This is a genomic window from Rhizobium sp. BR 362 (assembly GCF_036528765.1).
Classification (GTDB): domain Bacteria; phylum Pseudomonadota; class Alphaproteobacteria; order Rhizobiales; family Rhizobiaceae; genus Rhizobium.
This window is the reverse complement of sequence record NZ_JARWGH010000002.1, coordinates 244,650-268,387: the sequence shown is the minus strand read 5'-3', so window position 1 is coordinate 268,387 and position 23,738 is coordinate 244,650. Positions and strand designations below refer to the sequence as shown.

28 protein-coding genes are annotated in these 23,738 nt (G+C 59.4%); 19 read left to right on the top strand and 9 right to left on the bottom strand.

From position 1 onward, the window contains the following. Window positions 1-63 precede the first annotated feature (63 nt). The 4 genes from QDY28_RS03550 to hemB all read right to left on the bottom strand — a co-directional run bounded on the left by QDY28_RS03550 (window position 64) and on the right by hemB (window position 3,565). Window positions 64-945 (bottom strand): DMT family transporter, encoded by an 882-nt coding sequence (locus QDY28_RS03550; RefSeq protein ID WP_331380287.1) that lies wholly within the window; start codon window positions 943-945, stop codon window positions 64-66. Further along, window positions 946-1,722, bottom strand: coding sequence for an arginyltransferase (locus tag QDY28_RS03545; protein ID WP_331380286.1), 777 nt, complete (start codon window positions 1,720-1,722; stop codon window positions 946-948). A 190-nt stretch (window positions 1,723-1,912) separates the two neighbouring features. Further along, entirely contained in the window at window positions 1,913-2,371 is a 459-nt protein-coding gene (locus QDY28_RS03540; protein WP_331380285.1) for an RDD family protein, read from the bottom strand. A 180-nt stretch (window positions 2,372-2,551) separates the two neighbouring features. Beyond that, window positions 2,552-3,565, bottom strand: coding sequence for a porphobilinogen synthase (gene hemB / locus QDY28_RS03535; protein WP_331380284.1), 1,014 nt, complete (start codon window positions 3,563-3,565; stop codon window positions 2,552-2,554). A 144-nt stretch (window positions 3,566-3,709) separates the two neighbouring features. On the opposite strand from hemB, the gene QDY28_RS03530 reads away from it, so the two are divergent. The 7 genes from QDY28_RS03530 (at window position 3,710) to QDY28_RS03500 (ending at window position 10,304) form a co-directional block, all read left to right on the top strand. Then, window positions 3,710-4,147, top strand: coding sequence for a DUF6163 family protein (locus QDY28_RS03530; protein WP_283049909.1), 438 nt, complete (start codon window positions 3,710-3,712; stop codon window positions 4,145-4,147). 131 nt (window positions 4,148-4,278) lie between these two features. Then, window positions 4,279-4,794 (top strand): transcriptional regulator LdtR, encoded by a 516-nt coding sequence (gene ldtR / locus QDY28_RS03525; protein WP_331380440.1) that lies wholly within the window; start codon window positions 4,279-4,281, stop codon window positions 4,792-4,794. 507 nt (window positions 4,795-5,301) lie between these two features. Beyond that, a complete protein-coding gene (locus QDY28_RS03520; RefSeq protein ID WP_331380283.1) occupies window positions 5,302-6,612 on the top strand; it encodes a L,D-transpeptidase family protein in 1,311 nt (436 codons plus the stop codon). 175 nt (window positions 6,613-6,787) lie between these two features. Next, window positions 6,788-8,086 (top strand): serine hydroxymethyltransferase, encoded by a 1,299-nt coding sequence (gene glyA / locus QDY28_RS03515; RefSeq protein WP_331380282.1) that lies wholly within the window; start codon window positions 6,788-6,790, stop codon window positions 8,084-8,086. 9 nt (window positions 8,087-8,095) lie between these two features. Then, entirely contained in the window at window positions 8,096-8,572 is a 477-nt protein-coding gene (gene nrdR, locus QDY28_RS03510) for a transcriptional regulator NrdR (protein WP_028753312.1), read from the top strand. Window positions 8,573-8,574: 2 nt separating this feature from the next. Further along, window positions 8,575-9,684: a bifunctional diaminohydroxyphosphoribosylaminopyrimidine deaminase/5-amino-6-(5-phosphoribosylamino)uracil reductase RibD gene (ribD, locus tag QDY28_RS03505; protein WP_331380281.1), complete on the top strand. Its 1,110-nt coding sequence runs from the start codon at window positions 8,575-8,577 to the stop codon at window positions 9,682-9,684. Continuing rightward, window positions 9,684-10,304, top strand: a complete 621-nt coding sequence (locus tag QDY28_RS03500) for a riboflavin synthase (RefSeq protein ID WP_331380280.1) — start codon at window positions 9,684-9,686, stop codon at window positions 10,302-10,304. Before ribD ends, QDY28_RS03500 begins: the two co-directional genes overlap by 1 nt. A gap of 23 nt (window positions 10,305-10,327) precedes the next feature. Here the strand turns inward: QDY28_RS03500 and QDY28_RS03495 are convergent, their stop codons facing one another. Next, entirely contained in the window at window positions 10,328-10,897 is a 570-nt protein-coding gene (locus tag QDY28_RS03495) for a GNAT family N-acetyltransferase (RefSeq protein ID WP_331380279.1), read from the bottom strand. A 5-nt stretch (window positions 10,898-10,902) separates the two neighbouring features. Next, window positions 10,903-11,406, bottom strand: a complete 504-nt coding sequence (locus QDY28_RS03490) for a cupin domain-containing protein (RefSeq protein WP_331380278.1) — start codon at window positions 11,404-11,406, stop codon at window positions 10,903-10,905. Window positions 11,407-11,608: 202 nt separating this feature from the next. On the opposite strand from QDY28_RS03490, the gene QDY28_RS03485 reads away from it, so the two are divergent. From QDY28_RS03485 to QDY28_RS03475, 3 genes are all read left to right on the top strand, one after another. Next, window positions 11,609-12,064: a 6,7-dimethyl-8-ribityllumazine synthase gene (locus QDY28_RS03485; RefSeq protein ID WP_331380277.1), complete on the top strand. Its 456-nt coding sequence runs from the start codon at window positions 11,609-11,611 to the stop codon at window positions 12,062-12,064. A gap of 4 nt (window positions 12,065-12,068) precedes the next feature. Continuing rightward, complete coding sequence (gene nusB / locus QDY28_RS03480) at window positions 12,069-12,551, top strand: transcription antitermination factor NusB (RefSeq protein ID WP_331380276.1); 483 nt, start codon at window positions 12,069-12,071, stop codon at window positions 12,549-12,551. Window positions 12,552-12,800: 249 nt separating this feature from the next. Next, complete coding sequence (locus tag QDY28_RS03475; protein ID WP_331380275.1) at window positions 12,801-14,939, top strand: sodium-translocating pyrophosphatase; 2,139 nt, start codon at window positions 12,801-12,803, stop codon at window positions 14,937-14,939. Window positions 14,940-15,012: 73 nt separating this feature from the next. Here the strand turns inward: QDY28_RS03475 and QDY28_RS03470 are convergent, their stop codons facing one another. Further along, a complete protein-coding gene (locus QDY28_RS03470) occupies window positions 15,013-15,522 on the bottom strand; it encodes an outer membrane protein assembly factor BamE (protein WP_331380274.1) in 510 nt (169 codons plus the stop codon). 223 nt (window positions 15,523-15,745) lie between these two features. Between QDY28_RS03470 and QDY28_RS03465 the strand changes: the two genes are divergently transcribed. From QDY28_RS03465 to QDY28_RS03440, 6 genes are all read left to right on the top strand, one after another. After that, window positions 15,746-16,366 carry a ubiquinol-cytochrome C chaperone family protein gene (locus QDY28_RS03465; protein ID WP_331380273.1) on the top strand — a complete coding sequence of 207 codons (621 nt, stop codon included), beginning with the start codon at window positions 15,746-15,748 and terminating at the stop codon, window positions 16,364-16,366. A gap of 9 nt (window positions 16,367-16,375) precedes the next feature. Next, window positions 16,376-16,933 carry a YceD family protein gene (locus tag QDY28_RS03460; protein ID WP_331380272.1) on the top strand — a complete coding sequence of 186 codons (558 nt, stop codon included), beginning with the start codon at window positions 16,376-16,378 and terminating at the stop codon, window positions 16,931-16,933. 102 nt (window positions 16,934-17,035) lie between these two features. Then, on the top strand, window positions 17,036-18,082 hold the full coding sequence (plsX, locus tag QDY28_RS03455; RefSeq protein WP_331380271.1) for a phosphate acyltransferase PlsX: 1,047 nt from the start codon (window positions 17,036-17,038) through the stop codon (window positions 18,080-18,082). A 19-nt stretch (window positions 18,083-18,101) separates the two neighbouring features. Continuing rightward, window positions 18,102-19,073: a beta-ketoacyl-ACP synthase III gene (locus tag QDY28_RS03450; protein WP_331380270.1), complete on the top strand. Its 972-nt coding sequence runs from the start codon at window positions 18,102-18,104 to the stop codon at window positions 19,071-19,073. Window positions 19,074-19,180: 107 nt separating this feature from the next. After that, window positions 19,181-19,519: an integration host factor subunit alpha gene (locus QDY28_RS03445; protein ID WP_028753299.1), complete on the top strand. Its 339-nt coding sequence runs from the start codon at window positions 19,181-19,183 to the stop codon at window positions 19,517-19,519. A 227-nt stretch (window positions 19,520-19,746) separates the two neighbouring features. Further along, on the top strand, window positions 19,747-20,286 hold the full coding sequence (locus tag QDY28_RS03440; protein WP_331380269.1) for a MerR family transcriptional regulator: 540 nt from the start codon (window positions 19,747-19,749) through the stop codon (window positions 20,284-20,286). 68 nt (window positions 20,287-20,354) lie between these two features. Here the strand turns inward: QDY28_RS03440 and QDY28_RS03435 are convergent, their stop codons facing one another. Further along, window positions 20,355-20,642: a hypothetical protein gene (locus QDY28_RS03435; protein WP_331380268.1), complete on the bottom strand. Its 288-nt coding sequence runs from the start codon at window positions 20,640-20,642 to the stop codon at window positions 20,355-20,357. Window positions 20,643-21,031: 389 nt separating this feature from the next. On the opposite strand from QDY28_RS03435, the gene QDY28_RS03430 reads away from it, so the two are divergent. Together QDY28_RS03430 and QDY28_RS03425 are read left to right on the top strand one after the other, a co-directional pair. After that, window positions 21,032-22,132, top strand: a complete 1,101-nt coding sequence (locus QDY28_RS03430) for a porin (protein ID WP_331380267.1) — start codon at window positions 21,032-21,034, stop codon at window positions 22,130-22,132. A 284-nt stretch (window positions 22,133-22,416) separates the two neighbouring features. Beyond that, window positions 22,417-22,746: a hypothetical protein gene (locus tag QDY28_RS03425; protein WP_331380266.1), complete on the top strand. Its 330-nt coding sequence runs from the start codon at window positions 22,417-22,419 to the stop codon at window positions 22,744-22,746. 81 nt (window positions 22,747-22,827) lie between these two features. Here QDY28_RS03425 and QDY28_RS03420 read toward each other — a convergent pair whose 3' ends face one another. Continuing rightward, complete coding sequence (locus QDY28_RS03420; protein ID WP_331380265.1) at window positions 22,828-23,088, bottom strand: hypothetical protein; 261 nt, start codon at window positions 23,086-23,088, stop codon at window positions 22,828-22,830. 179 nt (window positions 23,089-23,267) lie between these two features. Here QDY28_RS03420 and QDY28_RS03415 point away from each other — a divergent pair, with 179 nt between their 5' ends. Next, window positions 23,268-23,654: a BA14K family protein gene (locus tag QDY28_RS03415; RefSeq protein ID WP_331380264.1), complete on the top strand. Its 387-nt coding sequence runs from the start codon at window positions 23,268-23,270 to the stop codon at window positions 23,652-23,654. The last annotated feature ends 84 nt before the right edge of the window (window positions 23,655-23,738 follow it).

The window sequence follows — 23,738 nt, the reverse complement described above, 5'->3', positions numbered from 1 at the left end:
TGCTCCCAATGTAATAACGGCGTTATAACATCTTGATTTGGCTGCCGCAATATACGGTTCGCTTCACCCCACCGTCGCCACTCTCGCTCTGACCCGCACCTGCCACAGCGAATGCGCCGCCAGCGCCATGATCAACACCAGTCCGCCGGCGAGTGTCATGTTGCTCGGCGCCTCGGCGAAGATCAGCCAGACCCAGATCGGCGCCAGGATCGTTTCCAGTAGATAGAACATCGCCACTTCCGGCGCCGAGAGAAAGCGCGTGCCGGTGGCGAGGCACCAGAAGGAGAGGGGCATCAGGATCGCGCCGTCAAGCAGGATCCAGCCGGGATGGTTGATTACGATGCCCGAAGGCATGACATGGTAGAGCCCGACCGCGGCAGGGATAATGGCGGACAACAGAGACGCAAAGCCCATGTCTTTGCGTGATGCCCGGCCGATCGTAATCGCACAGGCAATGGAAAAAGAAGCAAGAACCGACAGCGCATCGCCGAGGAAATGACCGCCTTCCATGCCGTCCCGCACGATTAGGCCGACGCCGAAGATCATCGCGATCATGGTGACGATGGTGGAACGAGCCGGACGCTCCTTCAGGAAAATCCAGGAGAGCAGTGCCGCGAACATCGGATTGAGAGCGATGATGAACACGACATTTGCCGCCGTCGTATAGTAGATGGCGAGGAGAAAAGTGATGGTCGTCATGCCATAGAAGAGACCGACGGGAAGTCCGATCCAGCCCGGCAGCGCGTTGCGCAGCGATCCTGTAAAGCGGCGGATGAGGATCAGTGCGACAAGCGCTACGACGACCGTCGCAACGCTACGCGCCGACAGTACGGACCAGACGTCGCCGCTCGAAAGCCGGATCAGCGGAATGTCCATCGACAGCGTAAGGCCGCCGATGGTGGTCAGCAGCAAGCCTTTTCTGTGATCCGAGAGATGGGAGACCATTTAGCGAGCAGGGGCTTCGCTGACATCGGCGGGATTGAAGCGTTCCCACCCGCGCGGCGTCAGGTGCTCCTGCGGCTGAAATCGCGTCTTGTAGTCCATCTTTCGCGAGCCCTTGACCCAATAGCCGAGATAGACGTGCGGCAGCCCAAGCGCCTTGGTCCGCTTGATATGATCGAGGATCATAAAGGTGCCGAGTGAACGTTGGTCGAGATCCGGGTTGAAATAGGAATAGACCATGGACAACCCGTCGCTCATCACATCCGTCAATGCCGCCGCCAGCAGCTCTCCTTTCGGCCGCTGCTCCAGCCCGGAACCTTCTTCGCGCCGGCGATATTCGATGATGCGAGTGTTGACGTGGGTATCCTCGACCATGATCGCGTAGTCGAGCACGGTCATGTCGGACATGCCGCCCTGCTGGTGACGATAGTCGAGATAGCGGCGGAAGAGGGAATATTGCTCGCTGGACGGCTGCGCCGGAAATTCCGTGGCGATGATATCGCTATTGGATGACAGCACGCGCTTCATCGACCGGCTGGGCTCGAATTCCTGCGCGAGAATGCGAACGGAAATACAGGCGCGGCAGGATTCGCAAGCGGGCCGGTAAGCGATATTCTGCGAGCGGCGAAAGCCGCCTTGGGTCAATATATCGTTCATTTCCGCCGCGCGCGGCCCGACGAGATGGGTGAAGACTTTGCGCTCCATCTCACGCGGCAGGTACGGGCAGGCGGCCGGTGCCGTCAGATAAAACTGCGGGGATGGCGTCGACTGCGTATTCATCTGCCGTTGATTAACCTTCCATTCGGCATTCGACTTCTCACAAGCATGGCCCAAGTTTAGAAAACGTCAACTATGTCCTTTGTCCAAGGCCACAGTTTCCCAGCTTCTTCAGAAGCAAACGGGCTTCGTTACGGTGATACGGCGGACCACCAAATTGTTGGGGTCTGACGTTGAGCGAAATAGCCTTGGTTTACGCCGTTCGGACGATGACCGTGCCGAGCAGCAGGTCATGTACCAAGCGGCTGCGTTCGATGAACAGGCCTGCAAGCAGGATGAGCGGCGTCAGGACGGAGTTCAGGATCCAGAACAGCGCCAGATGCACGATCGCGGTGAGAAAATCCATCGGCCGGCCATCGATCCGCACCATGGCGATGCTCAAGGCGCGCATACCAAGCGAGGCCTGATGCGGCCCGCCGAGCGTCCAGCCGAAATAGAGGCCCGCGACGATGATGAAGAGGGCAGGGTAGAGCAGAAAACCGAGGCCAAGCGTCAGGATCGAGACGAAAAACAGCACGACCGCTGCCGGAATGCAGAGCAGGCCGACGATGACATAGTCGAGGATGAAGGCAAAGATGCGCCGGCTCAGCACACCACTATAGGCGCGCCAGTCGTCCGGTGCTGCGTAAAGCGGGCTGGGGTTCAGGCTCATTGTCTTCCTCCTTCGCGCATAACCCCTTCAATCGTTCCGATTTAAGGAAAGGCTTATGGGCAGGTTAAAGATTCTGCTGCGACCTTTGCGTGTCCGACAGGGCGCGCGGTGCAGTAGGGAAACATTTGCCGAACATATGGTGTGGGGTCCGGCAAATGCAATAAGCTCTGTGGCCGGTGACTACCTCTTTGCCAGCAGTTTCGCCACTTCCGGCGCGAAATAGGTGAGAATACCGTCGCAGCCGGCGCGCTTGAAGGCGAGCAAGGTTTCCAGCATCACTCGTTCGCCGTCGATCCAGCCATTGGCCGCGGCGGCTTTGATCATCGAATATTCGCCGGAGACCTGATAGGCGAAGGTCGGGAGGCCGAATGCCTCTTTCAGCCGCCAGCAGATATCGAGATAGGGCAGGCCGGGCTTGACCATCAGCATGTCGGCGCCTTCTTCAACGTCGAGCGCAGCATCGCGCACGGCTTCGGTGCCGTTGGCCGGGTCGATATAGTAGGTTTTCTTATCGCCCTTCAGCAGGCCGCCGGTCGAAATCGCCTCGCGATAGGGGCCGTAGAAGGCGGAGCTGAACTTGGTGGCGTAACTCATGATGCCGACGCTCTGGTGACCGGCAGCATCGAGCGCACGGCGGATCACGCCGATGCGCCCATCCATCATTTCCGAGGGCGCGATGATATCGGCGCCGGCATCGGCCTGGTAGACGGCGGCGCGCGCCACCTGTTCGACCGTCTCGTCATTGACGATTTCGTTGCCGCGCAAAATGCCGTCATGGCCGTGGCTGGTGAAGGGGTCGAGGGCGACGTCGGTAATGACGCCGATATTCGGCACGGCTTTCTTGATGGCGGCGGTGGCAAGATTGATGAGGTTGTTCTTTTCCAGGCTGTTTGAGCCGGTCTCGTCGCGCAGCTCCATTTCGATATTCGGGAAGGTGGCGAGCGCTGGGATGCCGAGGTCGGCCGCTTCCTTTGCCGCCTCGACCGCTTTATCCACCGTCAGCCTGGAGACGCCAGGCATGGCCGGGATCGGCTCGGCAATACCGCTGCCGGGGATCAGGAAGATCGGCCAGATCAGATCGTCGACGGTCAGGCGGTTTTCCTGCACTAGGCGGCGCGTCCAGTCGGCCTTGCGGTTGCGCCGCATGCGCCGATGCCCGGTGATCTCGTCAACAAGATGCGTCTTGTCCTGCATGGTGCCGCCATCCTTTTTAGTCTATCTATGGCCTCAGTTGTCGGCAGCGTACCTATCATGCTGTCCCCAGGATTCAAAACCCGGCGAAAGGCCGCAGCCATTATAGCGCTGGCGGGCCTTTGGCCTTCTACTTATTGTTCGCGCATGGAACCCGATTCTCCGACCATACCCAAGAACACGCTGACGGACATTCTGTTCGTCCTGTTCCTGCGGCTGATTGCCATCGCCTGTTTCTGGCTTGGCCTGCAATATTGGTCGATGCTGGTCGGCTATTCGCTGGACGGCCAGGCGCGTTTCGATCTTCTCAATCTGCCTTGGAAAGTGGCGGGTGCAGGCCTGGCCGTCGTCTTCCCCGTCGCGGCCCTCGGCCTGTGGCTGACGGTCTCCTGGGGGCCGGTGATCTGGGTGCTGGCGGCTGGCAGTCAGGCGCTGATGTATGGGCTCTGGCCGCAGATTTTCGGCTCCAATCCATTGATCGTGATCCTGCATGCCGGCGTCGCCGTGCTCTACTGTATTTTCCGTATTTTGCTCTGGCTGGAAAAGCGCCGGCGCGAGCAGCAGGTAATGGTTGATTTACCCTGAGACACCAAGACTTCCTGGTAAGGTGCTGTTAAGCCTGCAGTTTAAGTAGAATTTTATGTGTATTCGATAGGGTCTCACTCAAGGCGGGAAGAAAACGACACCGCCAAACAAAACAGTGAGGCCAAGTCATGATGAACACGAAAATCAAGCCGCAGGCAGTTGCGAATGCTCGGGACCAGCAGATCGAAGATATCCGTGGTCTGTATATGGAATCGCTCCACCTGGTGGAGCGCCTCCACCGCCGTCTCCTCGATGTTATCAAGGACGAGTTCGACCGCCAAGGCCGCGACGATGTCAACGCTGTCCAGGCGCTGCTCCTCTTCAACATCGGCAATTCCGAACTGACTGCCGGCGAACTGCGCTCCCGCGGTTTCTATCTCGGCTCCAACGTTTCCTACAACGTCAAGAAGCTGGTCGACCTCGGCTTCATCAACCATCAGCGCTCGCGCATCGACCGCCGCTCGGTCCGCATCAGCCTGACGGAAAGCGGCCAGGACATCGCCGAAACCGTCGCCAAGCTCTACGAGCGCCATATCGCCTCCATCGACAAGGTCGGCGGCATCGGCACGGACGAGTTCACCCAGATGAACAAGCTCCTGCAGCGCCTCGACCGCTTCTGGAACGACCAGATCCTCTATCGCCTGTAAGTTACTGCGGCGGAGCTGCCGCTTGACTCTCCAGCAAAGCAAGCCGGACACGTTCCCTGCGTGTCTGGCTTGAATCTTTTACCGGCTTGCAATTGTGCGCTTTTTGCCACGCTCCCGCTGCGACGTTGCATTGCACACCGTGTATGCTGCATCTGCGCCATTGACGCCGGATGAGCAAACGGTATGAACCACATTTAGTGGTATTTTAGCAACGCAAAATAGTCTTTCTTCCGCTACGGCAGGCCAAAGCAAGTTTCATGCCGGGCGACACGAATTGGCCATATTGCTATGACAGCGGAAACGAACGGCAAACGGCGCTTTTCAAGTCTTGATCTTCATGCCTTAGCGCTTTGGGCTCGCAATATTGTGATGGTCCGGAGCGAAGTTTTAGTGGTGCTCTAAGGCAACGGATTGATAAGGACCTGCGTTAGTTGGCGCGAGCTGCAGTATTTACTGCTTTCTCTCTTGGCTGCGGATGAATTGGGTCGCAGCGTCGAACGGTGGGATATGTCGAAGAAAACCGGAATTGAATCTTTCTCGCGCCGCTCCTTCCTGCGGTCTGCGGCAACTTTTGGCGTGGCCGCTTTGGCAGCCCCGGCTCTTGCACAGGACCAGACGCCTCTTGATGCGCTGATTAACAACCGTGCTCGCGGCAACTGGGACGATCAGTTCGATGCGAAGGCCGCCGCGCGTACCGCCGCAGCGGTTGTTTCCAATACGCCGATCCTCGGGCCTGATTCCGTACCGAACATCCAGCAGGCGATCGCCCAGTATCAGAGCATCGCTGCGAGTGGCGGCTGGCCGCAGATCAATCCCGGTGAGCAGCAACTTCAGCTCGGCGTCACCGATCCTTCCGTGCAGGCCCTCCGCCAGCGTCTGATGGTCACAGGCGACCTGCCGAAGGAAGCCGGCATGTCCTCGGCGTTCGATTCTTATGTCGACGGTGCCGTCAAGCGCTTCCAGGCCCGCCATGGTCTGCCGCCGGATGGCGTTATCGGCGAGTTCACGCTGAAGGCGATGAATATCCCCGCGGAAGTCCGCCTGCAGCAATTGAACACCAACCTCGTTCGCCTGCAGACGTTCCCGGCCGATCTTGGCCGCCGTCACGTCATGGTCAATGTTCCGGCGACCTATATCGAAGCTGTTGAGGATGGTCAGGTGGCGCTGCGTCACGAGGCGATCGTCGGCCGCATCTCCCGCCCGACGCACCTTATCAACTCCAAGATTTACGAGGTCATTCTCAACCCGTACTGGACGGCGCCGCGCTCGATCGTCGTTAAGGACATCGTGCCGCTGATGCGCAAGGACCCGACCTACCTGACGAAGAACAACATCCGCCTCATCGACGGCAAAGGTCAGGAAGTTGCGCCCGAGACTATCGACTGGAATTCGGACAAGGCCCCGGACCTGATGTTCCGCCAGGACCCGGGCAAGAACAACGCCATGGCGTCCACGAAGATCAACTTCCACAACCCCAACAACGAATATATGCACGACACGCCGGAGCAGGGCCTGTTCAACAAGCTGATGCGCTTCGACAGCTCGGGCTGCGTGCGCGTGCAGAACGTGCGCGATTTGACGAACTGGCTGCTCGCCGAAACGCCGGGCTGGCCGCGTCAGCACATCGAGCAGGTCATTTCGACCCGCGTCAACACGCCGATCACATTGGCGACGGAAGTTCCGGTCTATTTCGTCTATATTTCCGCATGGGGCGCTGGCAACGGCATCGTTCAGTTCCGCGACGATATCTATCAGCTCGACGGCAATTCCCAGCTCGCGCTGGATACGACGCAGGGCATGGAGCAGCCGGTGCAATAATCCGGCGCCACGGCGACAATAGTCACGGAAAGCCGCGTCCTCGGATGCGGCTTTTCCTTTGCTGGGGACCTCATCGTAGAATGCCCAGCAAATGTCGCTGATTGTATTGCTCTTGCGCGACCCTGACGTTAATACCGTCTCCATTGCCGTTCCGGCCCGTTCAGGAGCTCCCACGATGACCAATGCTTCAACCGAACTTTTCTTCAATCGCTCGCTCGCAGATACCGATGCGGAAATCTTTGGCGCGATCGGCAAGGAATTAGGTCGTCAGCGGCATGAGATCGAACTGATTGCCTCGGAAAACATCGTTTCCCGCGCCGTATTGGAAGCGCAGGGTTCGATCATGACGAACAAATATGCCGAGGGCTATCCGGGCAAGCGCTATTATGGCGGCTGCCAATTCGTCGACATCGCCGAAGAGCTTGCCATCGAGCGCGCCAAGAAGCTGTTCGGCGTCAATTTCGCCAACGTTCAGCCGAACTCCGGTTCGCAGATGAACCAGGCCGTCTTCCTCGCGCTGCTGCAGCCGGGCGACACCTTCATGGGCCTGGACCTCAATTCGGGTGGTCACCTGACGCACGGCTCGCCGGTCAACATGTCCGGCAAGTGGTTCAACGTCGTTTCCTACGGCGTGCGCGAAGGCGACAACCTGCTCGACATGGACGAAGTGCAGCGCAAGGCCGAACAGCACAAGCCGAAGCTGATCATCGCCGGCGGCACGGCGTATTCCCGCATCTGGGACTGGAAGCGCTTCCGCGAGATCGCCGACAGCGTCGGCGCTTATCTGATGGTCGATATGGCCCATATTGCCGGTCTCGTTGCCGGTGGCCAGCATCCGTCGCCGTTCCCGCATTGCCATGTTGCCACCTCCACCACCCACAAGTCGCTGCGCGGCCCGCGCGGCGGCATGATCCTCACCAATGACGAGGATCTGGCGAAGAAGTTCAACTCGGCCGTTTTCCCAGGTCTCCAGGGCGGCCCGCTGATGCACGTCATCGCTGCGAAGGCCGTGGCGCTCGGCGAAGCACTGCAGCCGGAGTTCAAGGACTATACGGCGCAGATCGTCAAGAATGCCAAGGCGCTCGCCGAAACGCTGATTTCCGGCGGTGTCGACGTCGTCTCCGGCGGCACCGACAACCACCTGATGCTGGTCGACCTGCGCAAGAAGAACGCCACCGGCAAGCGCGCTGAGGCAGCGCTCGGCCGCGCCTATGTGACCTGCAACAAGAACGGCATCCCCTTCGATCCGGAAAAGCCTTTTGTCACCTCCGGCGTCCGTCTCGGCACGCCCGCCGGTACGACGCGCGGTTTCAAGGAAGCCGAATTTCGTGAAATCGGCAATCTCATCATCGAAGTGCTTGACGGCCTGAAGGTCGCTAATTCCGATGAAGGCAATGCCGCCGTCGAGGCCGCAGTGCGCGAAAAGGTGGTCAACCTCACCGGCCGCTTCCCCATGTATGGTTACATGGGCTAAGGAGAGCGAATGCGCTGCCCTTATTGCGGTTCGGAAGATACCCAGGTCAAGGATTCGCGACCGGCGGAGGACAATACGTCCATCCGCCGGCGGCGTATTTGTCCGGATTGCGGCGGCCGCTTCACCACTTTCGAACGTGTGCAACTGCGTGAGCTGATGGTCATCAAGAAGACCGGCCGCAAAGTGCCGTTCGACCGGGACAAGTTGGTGCGGTCCTTCGAGATCGCGCTGCGCAAACGCCCCGTCGACCGCGATCGCATCGAACGTGCCGTCTCCGGCATCGTCCGCCGCCTTGAAAGTTCTGGCGAGACGGAAATCAGTTCGGAGCAGATTGGCCTGCAGGTGCTCGAAGCCTTGAAGAGCCTCGATGATGTCGCCTTCGTGCGCTATGCTTCCGTCTATCGCGATTTCTCGCATGCGGAGGATTTCGAGCAGGTGATTACCGAGATCAACGCCAAGATCGCCCGCGATCCGCTGGATCCCTGACCATGGCGCTCCGGCCTGACGACGAGCGTTTCATGGCCGCGGCGATCCGTCTGTCGCGCACGCATCGGGGGCTTACCTCCACCAACCCGTCCGTCGGCTGCCTGATCGTCAAGGATGGTGCCGTCATCGGCCGTGCCGTGACCGCGCTTGGCGGCAGGCCGCATGCCGAGCCGCAGGCTTTGGCTGAGGCCGGCGAAGCGGCGAGGGGAGCTACGGCCTACGTCACGCTCGAACCCTGTTCCCACCACGGCAAGACGCCGCCCTGCGCCGAGGCGCTCATCGCTTATGGCGTCGCCCGCGTCGTCGTCAGCGTCACCGATCCCGATCAGCGCGTTTCCGGCCGCGGCATTGCGCTGTTGCGGGATGCCGGGATCGAGGTTGACGCCGGTATTCTCGAGGAGGAAGGCAGACGCGCGCTTGCCGGCTACCTCATGCGTCAGACGAGAAATCGGCCGTATGTGACTCTCAAACTTGCTGTTTCGGCAGACGGGATGATCGGCAAGACAGGCGAGGGGCAAGTGCGCATCACCGGCGATATCGCCCGCGCCCAGGTGCAGGTTTTGCGTGCCGAAAGCGACGCCATTCTCGTCGGGATCGGCACGGCGATGGCAGACGATCCGGAATTGACCTGTCGTCTGCCGGGGCTGGAAAGCCGTACGCCGCTGCGCATCGTCATCGACGACCAGCTTCAGCTTCCACTCGGCAGCAAGCTCGTAAAGACTGCGTCTCAGTATGGCCTCATGATAGTTGCCGGTAATCCGCCGCCCTTTGATGAGAATACAGACAAGGCCTTCCTGGGTCGCCGCGCCGCTCTGGATGCCGCCGGCGCTGAAGTGCTGCAATCCAATTCCGGCGAACCGGGGGAACTGCTTGAAGCGCTGGGAACGCGCGGCATCTCCTCTCTGCTGGTCGAAGGCGGCGCAAGGACGGCGCAGCGCTTCCTCGCTGCCGATCTCGTCGACCGCATCCTTCTATACGAAGGGCCGATTACCATCGGAGAGGGCGGTATTGAATCGCCGATCACGAAGACTAATATCCCAGCGAGTTTCAGGCATATCCGCGCGAGCCGGTTTGGCGATGATCGCTGCGACGAATTTGAAAGAGGTTTTTGATGTTTACCGGAATTGTCACCGATATCGGCAGGGTCGAATCCGTTTCCCCCCTCAAGGAAGGCATCAAGCTGCGCGTCGCCACCAATTACGATCCGGCGACGATCGATATGGGCGCCTCGATCTCCCATTCCGGAATCTGCCTGACGGTGACGGGCCTTCCCGAAGCTGGCAGCAACGGCCGCTGGTTCGAAGTGGAGGCCTGGGAAGAAGCTCTGCGGCTGACCACCATCGGCACCTGGCAGGCCGGCAGCAATATCAACCTCGAGCGCTCGCTGAAGATCGGCGATGAGCTCGGCGGCCACATCGTCTCCGGCCATGTCGATGGCAGGGCGGAGATCCTGTCTGTGACGACGGAAGGCGACGCCACCCGCTTTCGCCTGCGTGCCCCGGCGCATCTCGCCAAATTCGTCGCTCCCAAGGGCTCGATCGCGCTCGATGGCACATCGCTGACGGTCAACGCCGTCGACGGCACCGATTTCGACGTACTCCTGATCCGCCACACGCTGGAGGTCACGACCTGGGGCGAACGCAAGGCCGGCGATTTCGTCAATTTCGAAGTCGATACCATGGCTCGCTATGCCGCTCGGCTGGCGGAATTCCCGACGGCGCGGGAAAGCTGATCCAAGGCGCTTCGCAGCCGCCGTTACCGCTCGAACATGACGTTGGGTTTGCCCTTGTAAAACACTTCGCCAATGCGCCGGAAGCCGACCTTTTCGGCGACCCGCAGCGACGGCCTATTTTCCGGATCGACGATGCAGGTCATCCGTCGGCCCGGAAATGTGTCGTCCGCCCAGGCGATTGCGGCCTTGACGGCTTCCGTCGCGTAGCCTTTGCCCTGCAGCGCTGGCGTGATCCCCCAACCGGATTCCAACGTCCCTTCCGTGGTGACCGGGCTCATGTCGCGATGCAGGTCGAGAAAGCCGACTTCGCCGATGAAGCGGCCGCTGTGACGTTCTTCGACGGCGAAGAAACCGAAGCCCAGGTGATGCCACATGCCGGCATAGCGCAACAGGCGCGTCCAGGCCTGTTCGCGCGTCGACGTCTCGCCGCCGATGTAGCGGACAAGGTCCTCCTGCGTCCAGAACAGGGCGTATTCCTCGAAATCCTCCAACCGATGCGAGCGGAGGATGAGACGTTCGGTCATCAATGTGGGAATTATGGTCATGGCGGGAGCAGCTTCCTTCTTGTCTGCCATTTCTGCATTCATGCGCATCTGTTTTATGCTCCCGGTTCGCCGTCCCAATAATCCACGGCGCTGCCTTCGCGCCCGATGAAACTGAAGCGCCGCGACGCCTCGCCGGCGCGATTGGTTTTCGCCATGAACTTGCCGGAGTCGGGATATTCGACGATCTCCGTCCCGGCCTTGGTCGAGATGACGAGATAGGTCAGTACGCTGGGGCCGATATTGATGAGCTGATGAGCGGTTTCATGACCGCCGGCGGGCGCTCCGAGGACATCGCCTTTCGCGACCAGGATCCGGTCGTTCCCCAAGCGATATTCGCCTTCGCCCTCGAGAATGACGAAGAGTTCTTCTTCGACGTGATGATTGTGAAACGGACAGCCGGATTTGCCGGGCGGCACTTCATTATAGCTGATGCCGAGATCCTTCAGCCCGAGCAGCGCGCCGAAGGAGACATCGCTGCCCGCAAAAAAATCTCCCTGCTGCCAATGGTCGAGCTGCAGCTCGCCAAGGTTGACAGCGCGTCTGGTTTTCTCCGTCATCAGGTTCCTCCCTGCCAGGACCAAATTATTATCGAAGCGAGTGAGCTGGCGGAAGATACAATTTCTGGCACAGATCAATGTTCCTCAAATCGGGATTAGAATCGGCGCAGGCATCCGAAAAACACTTGCCAAGCGCGGCCCGCCGTGGTTTGACCCGCCCTTAATCAAGGTGCTGCCCGCCCTCTCACTTAGCAGGTGACGTATGTCCAGCTCTACCAATGCCCACATCCTCATCGTCGAAGCCCGCTTCTACGATGACATGGCCGACGCTCTTCTCGACGGCGCCAAGACAGCGCTCGAAGAAGCCGGCGCGACCTATGACGTCGTCACCGTGCCCGGCGCCCTGGAGATCCCGGCCGCCATCGCCATGGCGCTCGACGGCGCCGACAATGGCGGCACCGAATATGACGGCTATGTCGCCCTCGGCATGGTCATCCGCGGCGAGACCTATCATTTCGATATCGTCGCCAACGAATCTTCGCGTGCGCTGATGGATCTGGCCGTCAGCGAATCTCTGGCGATCGGCAACGGAATCCTGACGGTCGAAAACGACGATCAGGCCTGGGTGCGTGCGCGCCGCTCGGACAAGGACAAGGGCGGTTTCGCCGCCCGCGCAGCGCTGACGATGATCGCGCTAAAACAAAAGTTGGGTGCATAAGTTCATGAGCAATCAGGATAACGAGCGACCGGCAAAGACCGCGAACCAGCGGGGCGCAGCGCGCCTTGCTGCCGTTCAGGCGCTCTATCAGATGGATATCGGCGGCACCGGCGTGCTGGAGGTGGTGGCCGAATACGAGGCACACCGTCTCGGGCAGGAGCTGGACGGTGACACCTATCTGAAGGCCGACGCATCCTGGTTTCGCTCCATCGTCTCCGGCGTCGTGCGCGAGCAGACCCGGCTCGATCCGCTGATCGGCTCCGCCCTGCAGGATGATTGGGCGCTGTCCCGCCTCGACAGCACCGTGCGCGCCATCCTGCGCGCCGGCACCTTCGAGCTTCTCGACCGAAAGGACGTGCCGGTCCCGGTCATCGTCACCGAATATGTCGAGATCGCCCACGCCTTCTTTGAAGAGGATGAGCCGAAGCTCGTCAACGCCGTGCTCGATCGAATCGCCAAGCAGGTTCGCGGCGAAGCCAAGAAATAAGGATCGATGTCAGCGCCGGTGCTTCTTCCCGCTGCTTTCGTTTCCTTCGCTCGCGCCTGATTTCAGCCAGCGACATTCTTTTGAACCTCCTTCGGGTGTTTTACCTGCGGGCGGTCTTGACGCGACGTTTTCGCAAACGCAATCTCCCCTTGCACATTTGCCGACCCCCTTGGGAGGAGGGGGCTGGCCGTTGTCGCAGGCGGCCGGAGGGGGAGTGAACCGCCGGCTTTTTTGGAGGGAAAAAGCGAAATGTCGATTCTTTTAGGAGTTATCGCGTGCGGACTGCTCTCGGTGATCTACGCCGTCTGGGCAACCCGGTCGGTGCTATCAGCCGATCAGGGCAACGCACGCATGCAGGAAATCGCAGGCTATATCCGAGAAGGCGCGCAAGCCTATCTGGCGCGTCAATACAGAACCATCGCCATTGTCGGCATCATCGTTTTCATCCTGGCCTGGCTGCTCCTGTCGGGCGAAGCCGCCATCGGTTTCCTGATCGGCGCCATTCTGTCGGGTTCCGCTGGCTTCATCGGCATGCATGTCTCCGTGCGCGCCAATGTCCGCACCGCACAAGCCTCCTCGCATAGCCTGTCGGCCGGTCTCGACATCGCTTTCAAGTCGGGCGCCATCACCGGCATGCTGGTCGCCGGTCTCGCTTTGCTCGGCGTCTCCATTTATTTCTACGTGCTGACCGGTATTCTCGGCCATGAGCCGGGCTCGCGCGACGTCGTCGATGCGCTGGTGGCGCTTGGTTTCGGCGCGTCGCTGATTTCGATCTTCGCCCGTCTCGGCGGCGGTATCTTCACCAAGGGCGCCGATGTCGGCGGCGACCTCGTCGGCAAAGTGGAAGCCGGCATTCCGGAAGACGATCCGCGCAACCCCGCGACCATCGCTGATAACGTCGGCGACAATGTCGGCGACTGCGCCGGCATGGCTGCCGACCTCTTCGAAACCTATGCGGTCTCCGTCGTGGCCACCATGGTTCTTGCCGCGATCTTCTTCGCCGGTACGCCTATTCTCACCTCCGCCATGATCTATCCGCTGGCGGTCTGCGGCGCCTGCATCATCACCTCGATCATCGGCACCTTTTTCGTCAAGCTCGGAGCAAACGGCTCAATCATGGGCGCACTCTACAAGGGCCTGATTGCCACGGGCATCCTGTCGATCATTGGCCTTGCGGCCGCCACCTCGCTGACCGTCGGCTGGGGTTCGATCGGCGCCGCGGCAGGTTTCGATGTCACCGGCGCGAAGCTGTTCGTTTGCGGCATTCTCGGCCTGATCGTCACTGCGCTGATCGTCGTCATCACTGAATATTATACCGGCACCAACAAGCGCCCGGTCAATTCCATCGCCCAGGCCTCGGTCACCGGCCATGGGACCAACGTCATCCAGGGCCTTGCCGTTTCACTCGAATCGACGGCGCTGCCGGCAATCGTCATCGTCGGTGGCATTCTTGCCACCTATCAGCTCGGCGGCCTGTTCGGCATTGGCATTGCGGTCACCGCCATGCTCGGGCTTGCCGGCATGATCGTCGCGCTCGACGCCTTCGGTCCGGTTACCGACAATGCCGGCGGCATCGCCGAAATGTCGCACCTTCCGCCGGAAGTGCGCAAATCGACTGATGCGCTGGATGCGGTGGGCAACACCACCAAGGCGGTGACGAAAGGCTATGCCATCGGCTCGGCCGGCCTCGGTGCGCTGGTGCTCTTCGCCGCCTATTCGAACGATCTGAAATATTTCGCAGCCCATGGCGATCTGTTCCCTTATTTCAAAGATGTGGGTGCGATCTCCTTCGATCTCTCCAATCCCTATGTCGTCGCCGGCCTATTGTTTGGTGGTTTGATTCCCTATCTTTTCGGCGGCATCGCCATGACGGCCGTCGGCCGTGCGGCCGGCGCGATCGTTGAAGAGGTGCGCAAGCAGTTCCGCGAAAAGCCGGGTATCATGAAGGGTTCCGAGCGTCCCGATTACGGCCGTGCCGTCGACCTTCTGACCAAGGCCGCCATCCGTGAGATGATCATTCCGTCGCTGCTGCCGGTATTGGCGCCGATCGTCGTCTATTTCGGCGTGCTGCTGATCTCGGGCTCGAAAGCCTCGGCCTTCGCCGCGCTCGGCGCCTCCTTGCTCGGCGTCATCATCAACGGCCTGTTCGTCGCCATCTCCATGACGTCGGGCGGCGGTGCCTGGGACAATGCCAAGAAGAGCTTCGAAGACGGTTTTGTCGATAAGGACGGCGTGCGTCACCTGAAGGGCTCGGAGGCGCACAAGGCTTCCGTCACGGGCGATACCGTCGGCGATCCCTACAAGGATACGGCCGGTCCTGCCGTCAATCCGGCGATCAAGATCACCAACATCGTCGCCCTGCTGCTCCTTGCAATTCTCGCTGGATAAGGGCGGAAGCCATACAAACGAAAAAACCCGCGAAGCCTGAGCTTCGCGGGTTTTTTGATGGGATCTCGCCAGCTTATTGGCCGGCGTTGAGGTTGTTGAGGAAGTTCTTCGCGCCGTTGATGCCGTTGCCGCCGCCCTGCAGGATTTGTTGCAGGAAGGTCATGTCGCGGCCGCCGGTCGGCGTCGTGCGGCTGATCATGTCGAAGACCCTGCCGTCCTTCAGCGTGTAATTGGCTTCCTGCTTCACCACGCCGTCCTTGTCGAAATAGATCGCCAGGATGTTCTGGTCGACCAGCTTCGGCTTCATGAAGGCCACGGCGCGCGTGCGCTTCTGGGAGATGTAGTAGAAGACTTCGCCATCGAAGGTCGCCGTCGTCGACGGTGTGCCGAGCGAAAGCAGCACCTGCTCGCGGCTCGAGCCGACAGGCACGAGATTAAGCGATTGCTGGTCGAAGATGTAGCCGTTGTTCATGACCTCGCTGGTCTGGCAGCCCGCGAGTCCCGCGGTGGCAATCACCAGAGCGATGGCGGCACTGCTGATGAAAGTTCTGTCAGACTTGAAATACCGTCTCGTCAACGACATCTCATCTCCCCTAATGAATCAAACCGATGGCCGAACGGCCGATGTGACCTTGCTGTGCACATCATTGTGGCCATTCCGCGATTGCGGACGGCTGCGTGATGTTGTTCGGCACTCTTCATTGCCAATCATGCACAGAGTGACGACGGCTTGGGGCGGGACCTTTGAAGCGGGCACAAACGGCATTGCAATTCGCGCCTGCTTCGGTAAACCAGCTTTCAAGTGGATGCAACAAGGCCAAGCGCAACGGGGCGCTCTGAATGAGCCAATTCCGGGAATTTTCATGATTTTTGGGCTCTTCCGCAAAAGAAATCACAACCAGATCATCGTCGTCAGGCAATACGACGCCCTGACCTCGATGGCGCGGCAGCCTGTTTTCTATACGGATTATGACGTACCGGATACGGTCATGGGTCGTTTCGAGCTGCTATCGGCTGTGATGATCCTGTTTTTCCGCCGTACGCGCTCGTCGGAAACCAGCGGCCAGGAGCTTGCCCAGGAAATCGTCGATGCCTTTTTCGAGGATATCGATTATTCCATCCGCGAACTCGGAATCGGCGATAACAGCGTGCCGAAGCGCATGAAGAAACTGGCCGGCATGTTCTACGGGCGGCTGGAAAGCTACGCCGCGGCGATGGACGGGAACGACCGCGATGCACTGGCCGCCGCCCTCCGGCGCAATATCTATCCCAAGGCAGGCGAGGAAGCTCCCTCGATGATCGGCCTGGCGGATTGGATGATCGCAGCCGAGGGCCATCTGTCGGGGATCGCGGAAGCCGAGATCGCCACCGGCTCCGCAACCCTCCCGCAGCCGCCGCGCAAGGCCATCGGCGAAGACGCACTCTAGGAGACAAAAATGAAAAGACTGAACTCCGACGAAACACCCTTTTCCTATCCCGTGAAGGTCGGTCATATCTCCGCCAACCCGGTGGACGTGCATCTCGAAGCCGATGAGAGGGAGCTTGTCGGCCTGGCTGCGCTTTGGGATGTGCTTTCCGTCGACAAGCTCTCGGCGGATCTGATGATTTCCCGCTGGAAACGCGACGGCGTCCGCATCAAGGGCAATGTTCACGCGAAGATCGTTCAGGCTTGCGTGGTCACGCTCGAGCCGGTCGAATCCGAGATCGACGAGGATTTCGAACATATTTTCATCCCTGAGGATTCGAAGCTTGCGCGGGCGCCCGCCGTGGATGCCGGCGAAATGGTGCTTGACCCCGACGGTCCGGATCTTCCGGAAACCTTCACTGGCGATACGATCGATGCCGGAGCCGTCGTCGCCGAATTTGCCGCCCTTGCCATCGATCCCTATCCGCGCAAGCCCGGTATCGAGTTCGAAGGCCACATCGAGGACAGCGGTGAAGATGACAAGAAACCGTCGCCTTTCGCTGTTCTGAAAGACTGGAAAAAGGAATAGACCCCTCTGGCAATTGAACACAATTCAGTTGTAACGCGAGGAGAAACCGGTATTTTGACGCCAAATTCGCCAGGCCTGGCGGACAAAAAGGACTAGGGACGCGTGATCAGAATTTCTCTTGACCTAATGGGTGGCGACTTCGGCCCTGAGGTTGTCATTCCTGGCGCGGCCAAGGCGCTGGATAGGCATCCCGATATAACGTTCGTCATGTACGGCATGAAGGATCGTTGTGAAGCGATCCTCGGCAAATATCCGAAACTCCGGGAAAAATCCGTCTTTCACGAATGCGATGTCGCGATCAGCATGGATGAAAAGCCGAGCCAGGCCCTGCGCCGCGGCCGCTACATATCCAGCATGTGGCGTTCGATCGAGGCGGTGAAGGTTGGCGACGCCGATGTCGTCGTCTCCGCCGGCAATACCGGCGCGCTGATGGCCATGGCAAAATTCTGTCTGCGCACCATGGCCAACATCGAACGTCCCGCGATCGCCGCAATCTGGCCGACGCTGCGCGGCGAAAGCATCGTGCTCGATGTGGGCGCGACCATCGGCGCCGATTCGCAGCAATTGCTGGATTTCGCCTTGATGGGTGGCGCCATGGCGCGCGCGCTCTTCGAAATCGAACGACCGACCATCGGCCTCCTGAATGTCGGCGTCGAGGAAATCAAGGGTCAGGAAGACGTCAAGGAAGCCGGCCGCTTAATCCGCGAGGCAAACCTCGAATCGCTCGAATATTTCGGCTTCGTCGAGGGCGACGATATCGGCAAGGGCACGGTCGATGTGGTGGTGACGGAGGGCTTTTCCGGCAATATCGCATTGAAGGCGGCCGAGGGTACGGCAAAGCAGATCGGCGCTTATCTACGCGCCGCCATGACGCGCACGCTGCTCGCCCGCATCGGCTATGTCTTCGCCAAGGGCGCCTTTGATCTTTTGCGCGAGAAGCTCGATCCGAGCAAGGTCAATGGCGGCGTCTTCCTCGGCCTCAACGGCATCGTTATCAAGAGCCATGGCGGCGCCAATGCCGAGGCCTTCGCAGCCGCCATCGATGTCGGCTATGACATGGCCAAGAATGGCCTCACCCAGAAAATCGAAAACGATCTGAAAAAATATCATGCCAAACGGCAGCCGCCGATAGGACCGGAAGCGGCATGAGCGACGGGGTATAACAAGAATGATCCGTTCAATTGTTCGCGGATTTGGATCGGCGCTCCCCAAGCGCGCCATGACCAATCGCGAGATGGAGCAAGTCGTCGACACGAGCGACGACTGGATTATCCAGCGCACCGGCATCCGCCAGCGTTACATCGCCGGCGAGGGTGAGACGACCGCCTCGCTCGGCGAGCAGGCGGCGCGGGCAGCCCTTACCAATGCCGGCCTCACGGCTGACGATATCGACCTGATCATCGTTGCCACCTCGACGCCGGACAATACCTTTCCCGCCACTGCGGTGAACATCCAGAATCGTCTCGGCATGCATCATGGCTTCGCCTTCGATGTCCAGGCTGTCTGTTCAGGCTTCGTCTACGCGGTGACCACCGCAGACGCCTACATTCGGGGCGGCGTTGCCAAGCGCGTGCTCGTCATCGGCGCGGAAACATTTTCCCGCATTCTCGACTGGACGGACCGCACGACCTGCGTCCTCTTCGGAGACGGCGCCGGTGCGCTCATCCTCGAAGCAGGCGAGGGGACGGGCGCCAGCACCGATCGCGGCGTGCTGACGGCCAGCTTGCGGTCCGACGGCGCACACAAGGACAAACTCTACGTCGATGGTGGTCCTTCCTCGACAGGAACGGTCGGCGTGCTGCACATGGCGGGCCGGGAAGTGTTCAAACATGCCGTCGGCATGATCACCGATGTCATCCAGGCAACCTTCGACGCGGCAAAAGTGACGGCCGACGATCTCGATTGGCTGGTGCCGCATCAGGCGAACCGCCGCATCATCGACGGCTCGGCCAAAAAGCTCGGAATTGCTCCCGAGAAGGTTGTGGTAACCGTGGACCTCCATGGCAACACTTCAGCAGCGTCGATCCCGCTCGCGCTTTCCGTAGCGGCAGGCGACGGCCGGATCAAGACAGGCGATCTGGTGATGCTGGAAGCCATGGGCGGCGGTTTTACCTGGGGCGCCGTGCTGCTGCGCTGGTAGGCCGCGTCTCTAAAATCCGATTCCTAACAAGAGCTTGACCGTTTGGTGCAAGGGCAATAGTCTCTTGCAGCTTAGATAAAATTACGTAGCAATATGGGCGGGGAACTATGACTGGCAAGACAGTGACGCGCGCGGACTTGGCGGAGTCGGTATTCCGGAAAGTCGGCCTCTCCCGGACTGAGTCAGCGGAACTGGTTGAGACGGTGATCGACGAAATTTGCAACGCCATCGTGCGTGGCGAAACTGTAAAACTCTCCTCCTTCGCGACGTTTCAGGTGCGCGACAAGAATGAGCGCATCGGTCGAAATCCGAAGACCGGCGAAGAAGTGCCCATCTCTCCGCGCCGTGTCATGACGTTCAAGGCGTCCAATGTTCTGAAGACACGTATCCTGAAGGCCCATGCCAGCCGCAAGGCGAAAGCCCGGCCGGCAAATCCCGTTTCCTGATCCACCGAGACAGACATTGGCAGTGCCGGTGGTATGTGCACCGGCACGTCGTTTTCCGCGCCATTCGCGGTTATTTTTCGGCTTGCTTGTGAAAGAGCTGAAGAGGCGACTTGAATTTCTCCCGGCAAACCGTTGAAATATGATGAGTCGTATCGCGATGAGCTGCGGTGCGGATGTGCGGTTTCGCATGATCTGGCCTGATAGCGCCGGAGTCATGCTGTGGGAGTATGACGATGGACAAGAGCCCGGATGCATTTCGCACGATCAGCGAAGTCGCGGAAGACCTTGATCTGCCTCAGCATGTCCTGCGTTTCTGGGAGACCCGTTTCCCGCAGATCAAGCCGATGAAGCGCGGCGGCGGCCGGCGTTATTACCGGCCGGAAGACGTCGATCTGCTGAACGGCATCCGCCATCTGCTTTATGACCATGGCTATACGATCAAAGGCGTTCAGAAGCTTCTGAAGACCAATGGCAATAAATTCGTCATTGCCGTCGGCCATGGCGATCTCGCGAGCGTCGAGGCGTTGGCCACCGCGCAGGAGCCGCCCGTGGCCGAGCCACGCGTCGGATCTCCGGACGACGACCAAATCGTCGGCCGTCCCAAGGCGCCGATCAGCCGTCGCTTCTTCAATTTCGTCAGCGGTGAAGACGAGGCTCCCGATGTTTCCATCGGGAAATCGAGCGTCGGCAAGGAAGACCGGGCGCTGCTGCAGGAAACGCTTTATGACCTGCTGGAATGCAAGCGGCTGCTCGATCAGGTGCGTTAAGATAAAAAGGCCGCGCCGGAAAAGCTGACAACCTGCAACGTTCGAGTTTCCGCTGCGATTTTCAGAGGTCAGTTGCACCTTCGTGGAACAGTGGGATTAGCCTGGCTCGGCGCAACGATGGATTTTCCATCGGCGGAGCGAGGGAGCGTCCAGCATGCGTTCGGATCCTTTTCCACCGTGTCGCTCGTGCCGCGATCACCGACAATGGTGTTGCGATAATTGCCAGGGTCGTCCGCCCCCGGACTGTCGCCCCACCCACCGCGATCGCCGCCAGCTCCATGACCGCTTGACGCTGCCATTGCAGGCGTGACCATGCCGACAGTGAGGAGAGATATGCTGAGCACTCTGAGAAACATGGGCTTTTCCCGCTGATCTGGTCATCTGCACCGTTCCGGTTGCAGCAGACGATGGTAATCCCGACCGGCGGAGTGTAATTATTTATTGCTGCCATTCAATACAGCTAAAATACGTGGCGGGTAAAATGAGGGCAGCTTTTAGGCGCGGTGTGTGAGCAATTGCCAATCGATTGATCAAAAGTAAGTGTGATTTTTGTCACAATGAAATTCGACATTAATGTGACGATCGATTTGTTTCCCTTATTAACTTGCAAGCTGTCGATGCTGGGTCCAGCTTCAGCGCCGGAGCTTCGTTGCTTCGCCCCACCATGAGGGGACTTAAATCAGGTTCTGGAGCGGCCCGACATTGTCAGCCGCAAAACCCGCCCTGATATTCGAATGGAGACACCATGAACATCAAGAGCCTTCTTCTCGGCTCCGCCGCCGCACTGGCAACGGTGAGCGGCGCCCATGCGGCCGACGCAATCGTCGCGGCCGAACCCGAGCCGCTGGAATATGTGCGCATTTGCGATGCTTACGGGACGGGCTATTTCTTCATCCCCGGCACGGAAACCTGCCTCAAGATCGGCGGCAAAATCCGCACCGAAGGTGAATGGTACGACGCCTATAATCCGAAGAGTAGGGTCGGCACGCTCTGGCATGACCGCGCAGAGCTCAATGTCGATACGGCGACGGATACCGAATACGGTGCTCTGAAGACAAATCTTATCCTGCGCTGGGAATGGAACGATGGAGGGGATACCGCCTCGAAGCTGCTGTTTGCCAATATCAGCCTTGGCGGCTTTACCGTCGGCAAGCTCGATTCGCAGTATAACCTCTATGCTGGTTACGCCGGTGACGTCATCAACGACGATGCGATCTATGACGGCCCCTATGAGCTCAACCAGTTGACGTACAACTATGACGCCGGCAATGGCTTCACCGGCGTCATTTCGCTGGAAGACAGCAACTCGACGTCGGATTCGGATAGCTATGGCGGCGCCTGGGTGACGTCGAAGGCCGACCACTATGCGCCGAACGTCGTCGCCGGCTTCGGCTACAAGACCGACACCCTCGGCTTCAAGGTCGTCGGCGGTTATGATTCCATTGTAGAGGAGGGCGCCATCAAAGCCCGCATCGATGCCAAGTTCGGCGGCGTGGAAGCATTCCTGATGGGCGGCTGGAACACCGATGGTGACAAGCTCAACCAGTATGCCGGTTCCTATCAGAATGAATCGGCCTGCACGACGTCGGACGGTGTCGTTCATGGCGCAAAGTGCGGCTGGGGTGATTGGGCCGTGTGGGGCGGCGTGGGCGTGCCCATCAATGAAAAGCTGAAGTGGAACCTGCAGCTCGCCTATACCGACTCGAAGATTTTCGAGGCCACCACCAACGTGAAGTTCAATCCGGTCAAGAACCTGCTCATCGAGCCGGAAGTGACCTATATGCACTATGACTTCATCAACGATGATACCGTTGCCGGCATTCTCCGTTTTGAGCGAAATTTCTAAGCGGACGCAATTTTCGACGGAAAGCTAACTTCGCGGCCTGCCGCCATTTTAGATAGGCGAAGGCGCAAACAACGGAAAAGGGTCTGGCGTGCAAACCGGGCCCTTTATTTTTGAGTCGGCGGCCGGTTCTTCAAATCAATTTTCGCCTGCCCTTGACTGCGCTGCATTTGCTCGAACCAGTAATGCTAACTGATTAACCACTTGGTATAAGAAAACTTGTGTTCGCTTACTCCTGGCTGTAGTGCGCTGTGTCGGGACTACACTCCAAATTGCCGGAGAGAAATATGCGCATACGTGCTGCCATGGCGATCAGTCTTTTCGCCATATCGACCATTTTGTCTAGTTGCCAGACGCCGGAGCAATCCGCCACCAGTGCTGAAATGACCTGTCAGGCCCAAGGGCTGCGCCCGGGCACGCAGCGCTATGGCCGTTGCGTCGGCGCCACCTATCAGGCCAATCGCGCTCAGGCGCAGCAGGCAGAAAATCAGGCTGCTGCGGGCATCGCCGCCGGGATCATAGGCGGCGTCCTCGTCGGCGCTGCGGTCAGCGACAATCATTACCATCATGGCTATTACGGCCGTCCCTATTATCGCCGTTGCTATCGCTGCTGGTAAGCCGGCGATCATCTCGCAGAAAACGAAAACTCCGCCAGCGCTCAGCCGGCGGAGTTTCTTAATCGAGGGTTTCCGCCGCCATCAGAACGGCCGCGTCATCTCTTCTCTGCTGACGAGCTTCAGGCTGCGATCGGGCTGAATGATGTAGGTTTCGTAGACGTCCTGGCCCCATTGATTGACGAAATGGTGCGGCAATCGGGTGCCCGGAGGCGATTGCGTCAGCTTCAAATGCGGCTGGCCGTGATAGGTGATGCTGCCAGGAACCGGCTGCAGTGATGACTCGGTTATTGTGCATGCCGCAAGCAGCGGTCCGCATAGCAGAAGGGCAATCAATGGCTTCATCGCCGTAACCTTCTAATCACTTCTTATTGAATGAAAATCCGTCGCAGAAGAAAGGCGTAAAGGCATCTGTGAGTGCGGCTCGAAGCCACTATATAGAAATAATGCCGGAGCGGTCGGTGGCAAGGTTTTCACGCACATGTGCTTTGATCCGCCGCCATCGGAATTCGAAGGAGTCACACATGCGAACGATCACAAGGTCGATAGCAGTCGCGGGTTTCGGCGCATTGCTGGCGGCAAGCGCCGCTGTGCCCGCCGGCGCCATTACCATGCCTGCGCTTTCAGCGCCGGAGCAATCCGATATCATCCAGGTCCACGATCATGGACACCATAGCCATAACCGTTGGCACGAAGGCCATAAATTCCATGGCTTCGACGGTTACTATGACGATGATTCCGACAGTGGTGTGCTGTTCAAATCCTTCGTGACGGGCACGCTCTTCAATAGGCAGCGCACGGTAGGCTATTACGACAGCCATGCGCAAGCCTGCGCCGACCGCTATCCGTCTTACCGAGCCTCGGACAATACATACCAACCGAACTACGGACCGCGGCGGCAATGCAGGTGATTGGAGCGAGGACTTTTCTCGCTCTCGACGCCATTTTTATCCCGACCTGCGATTTTACCTCTTGCGCTGCCATGCCCGAAAGTC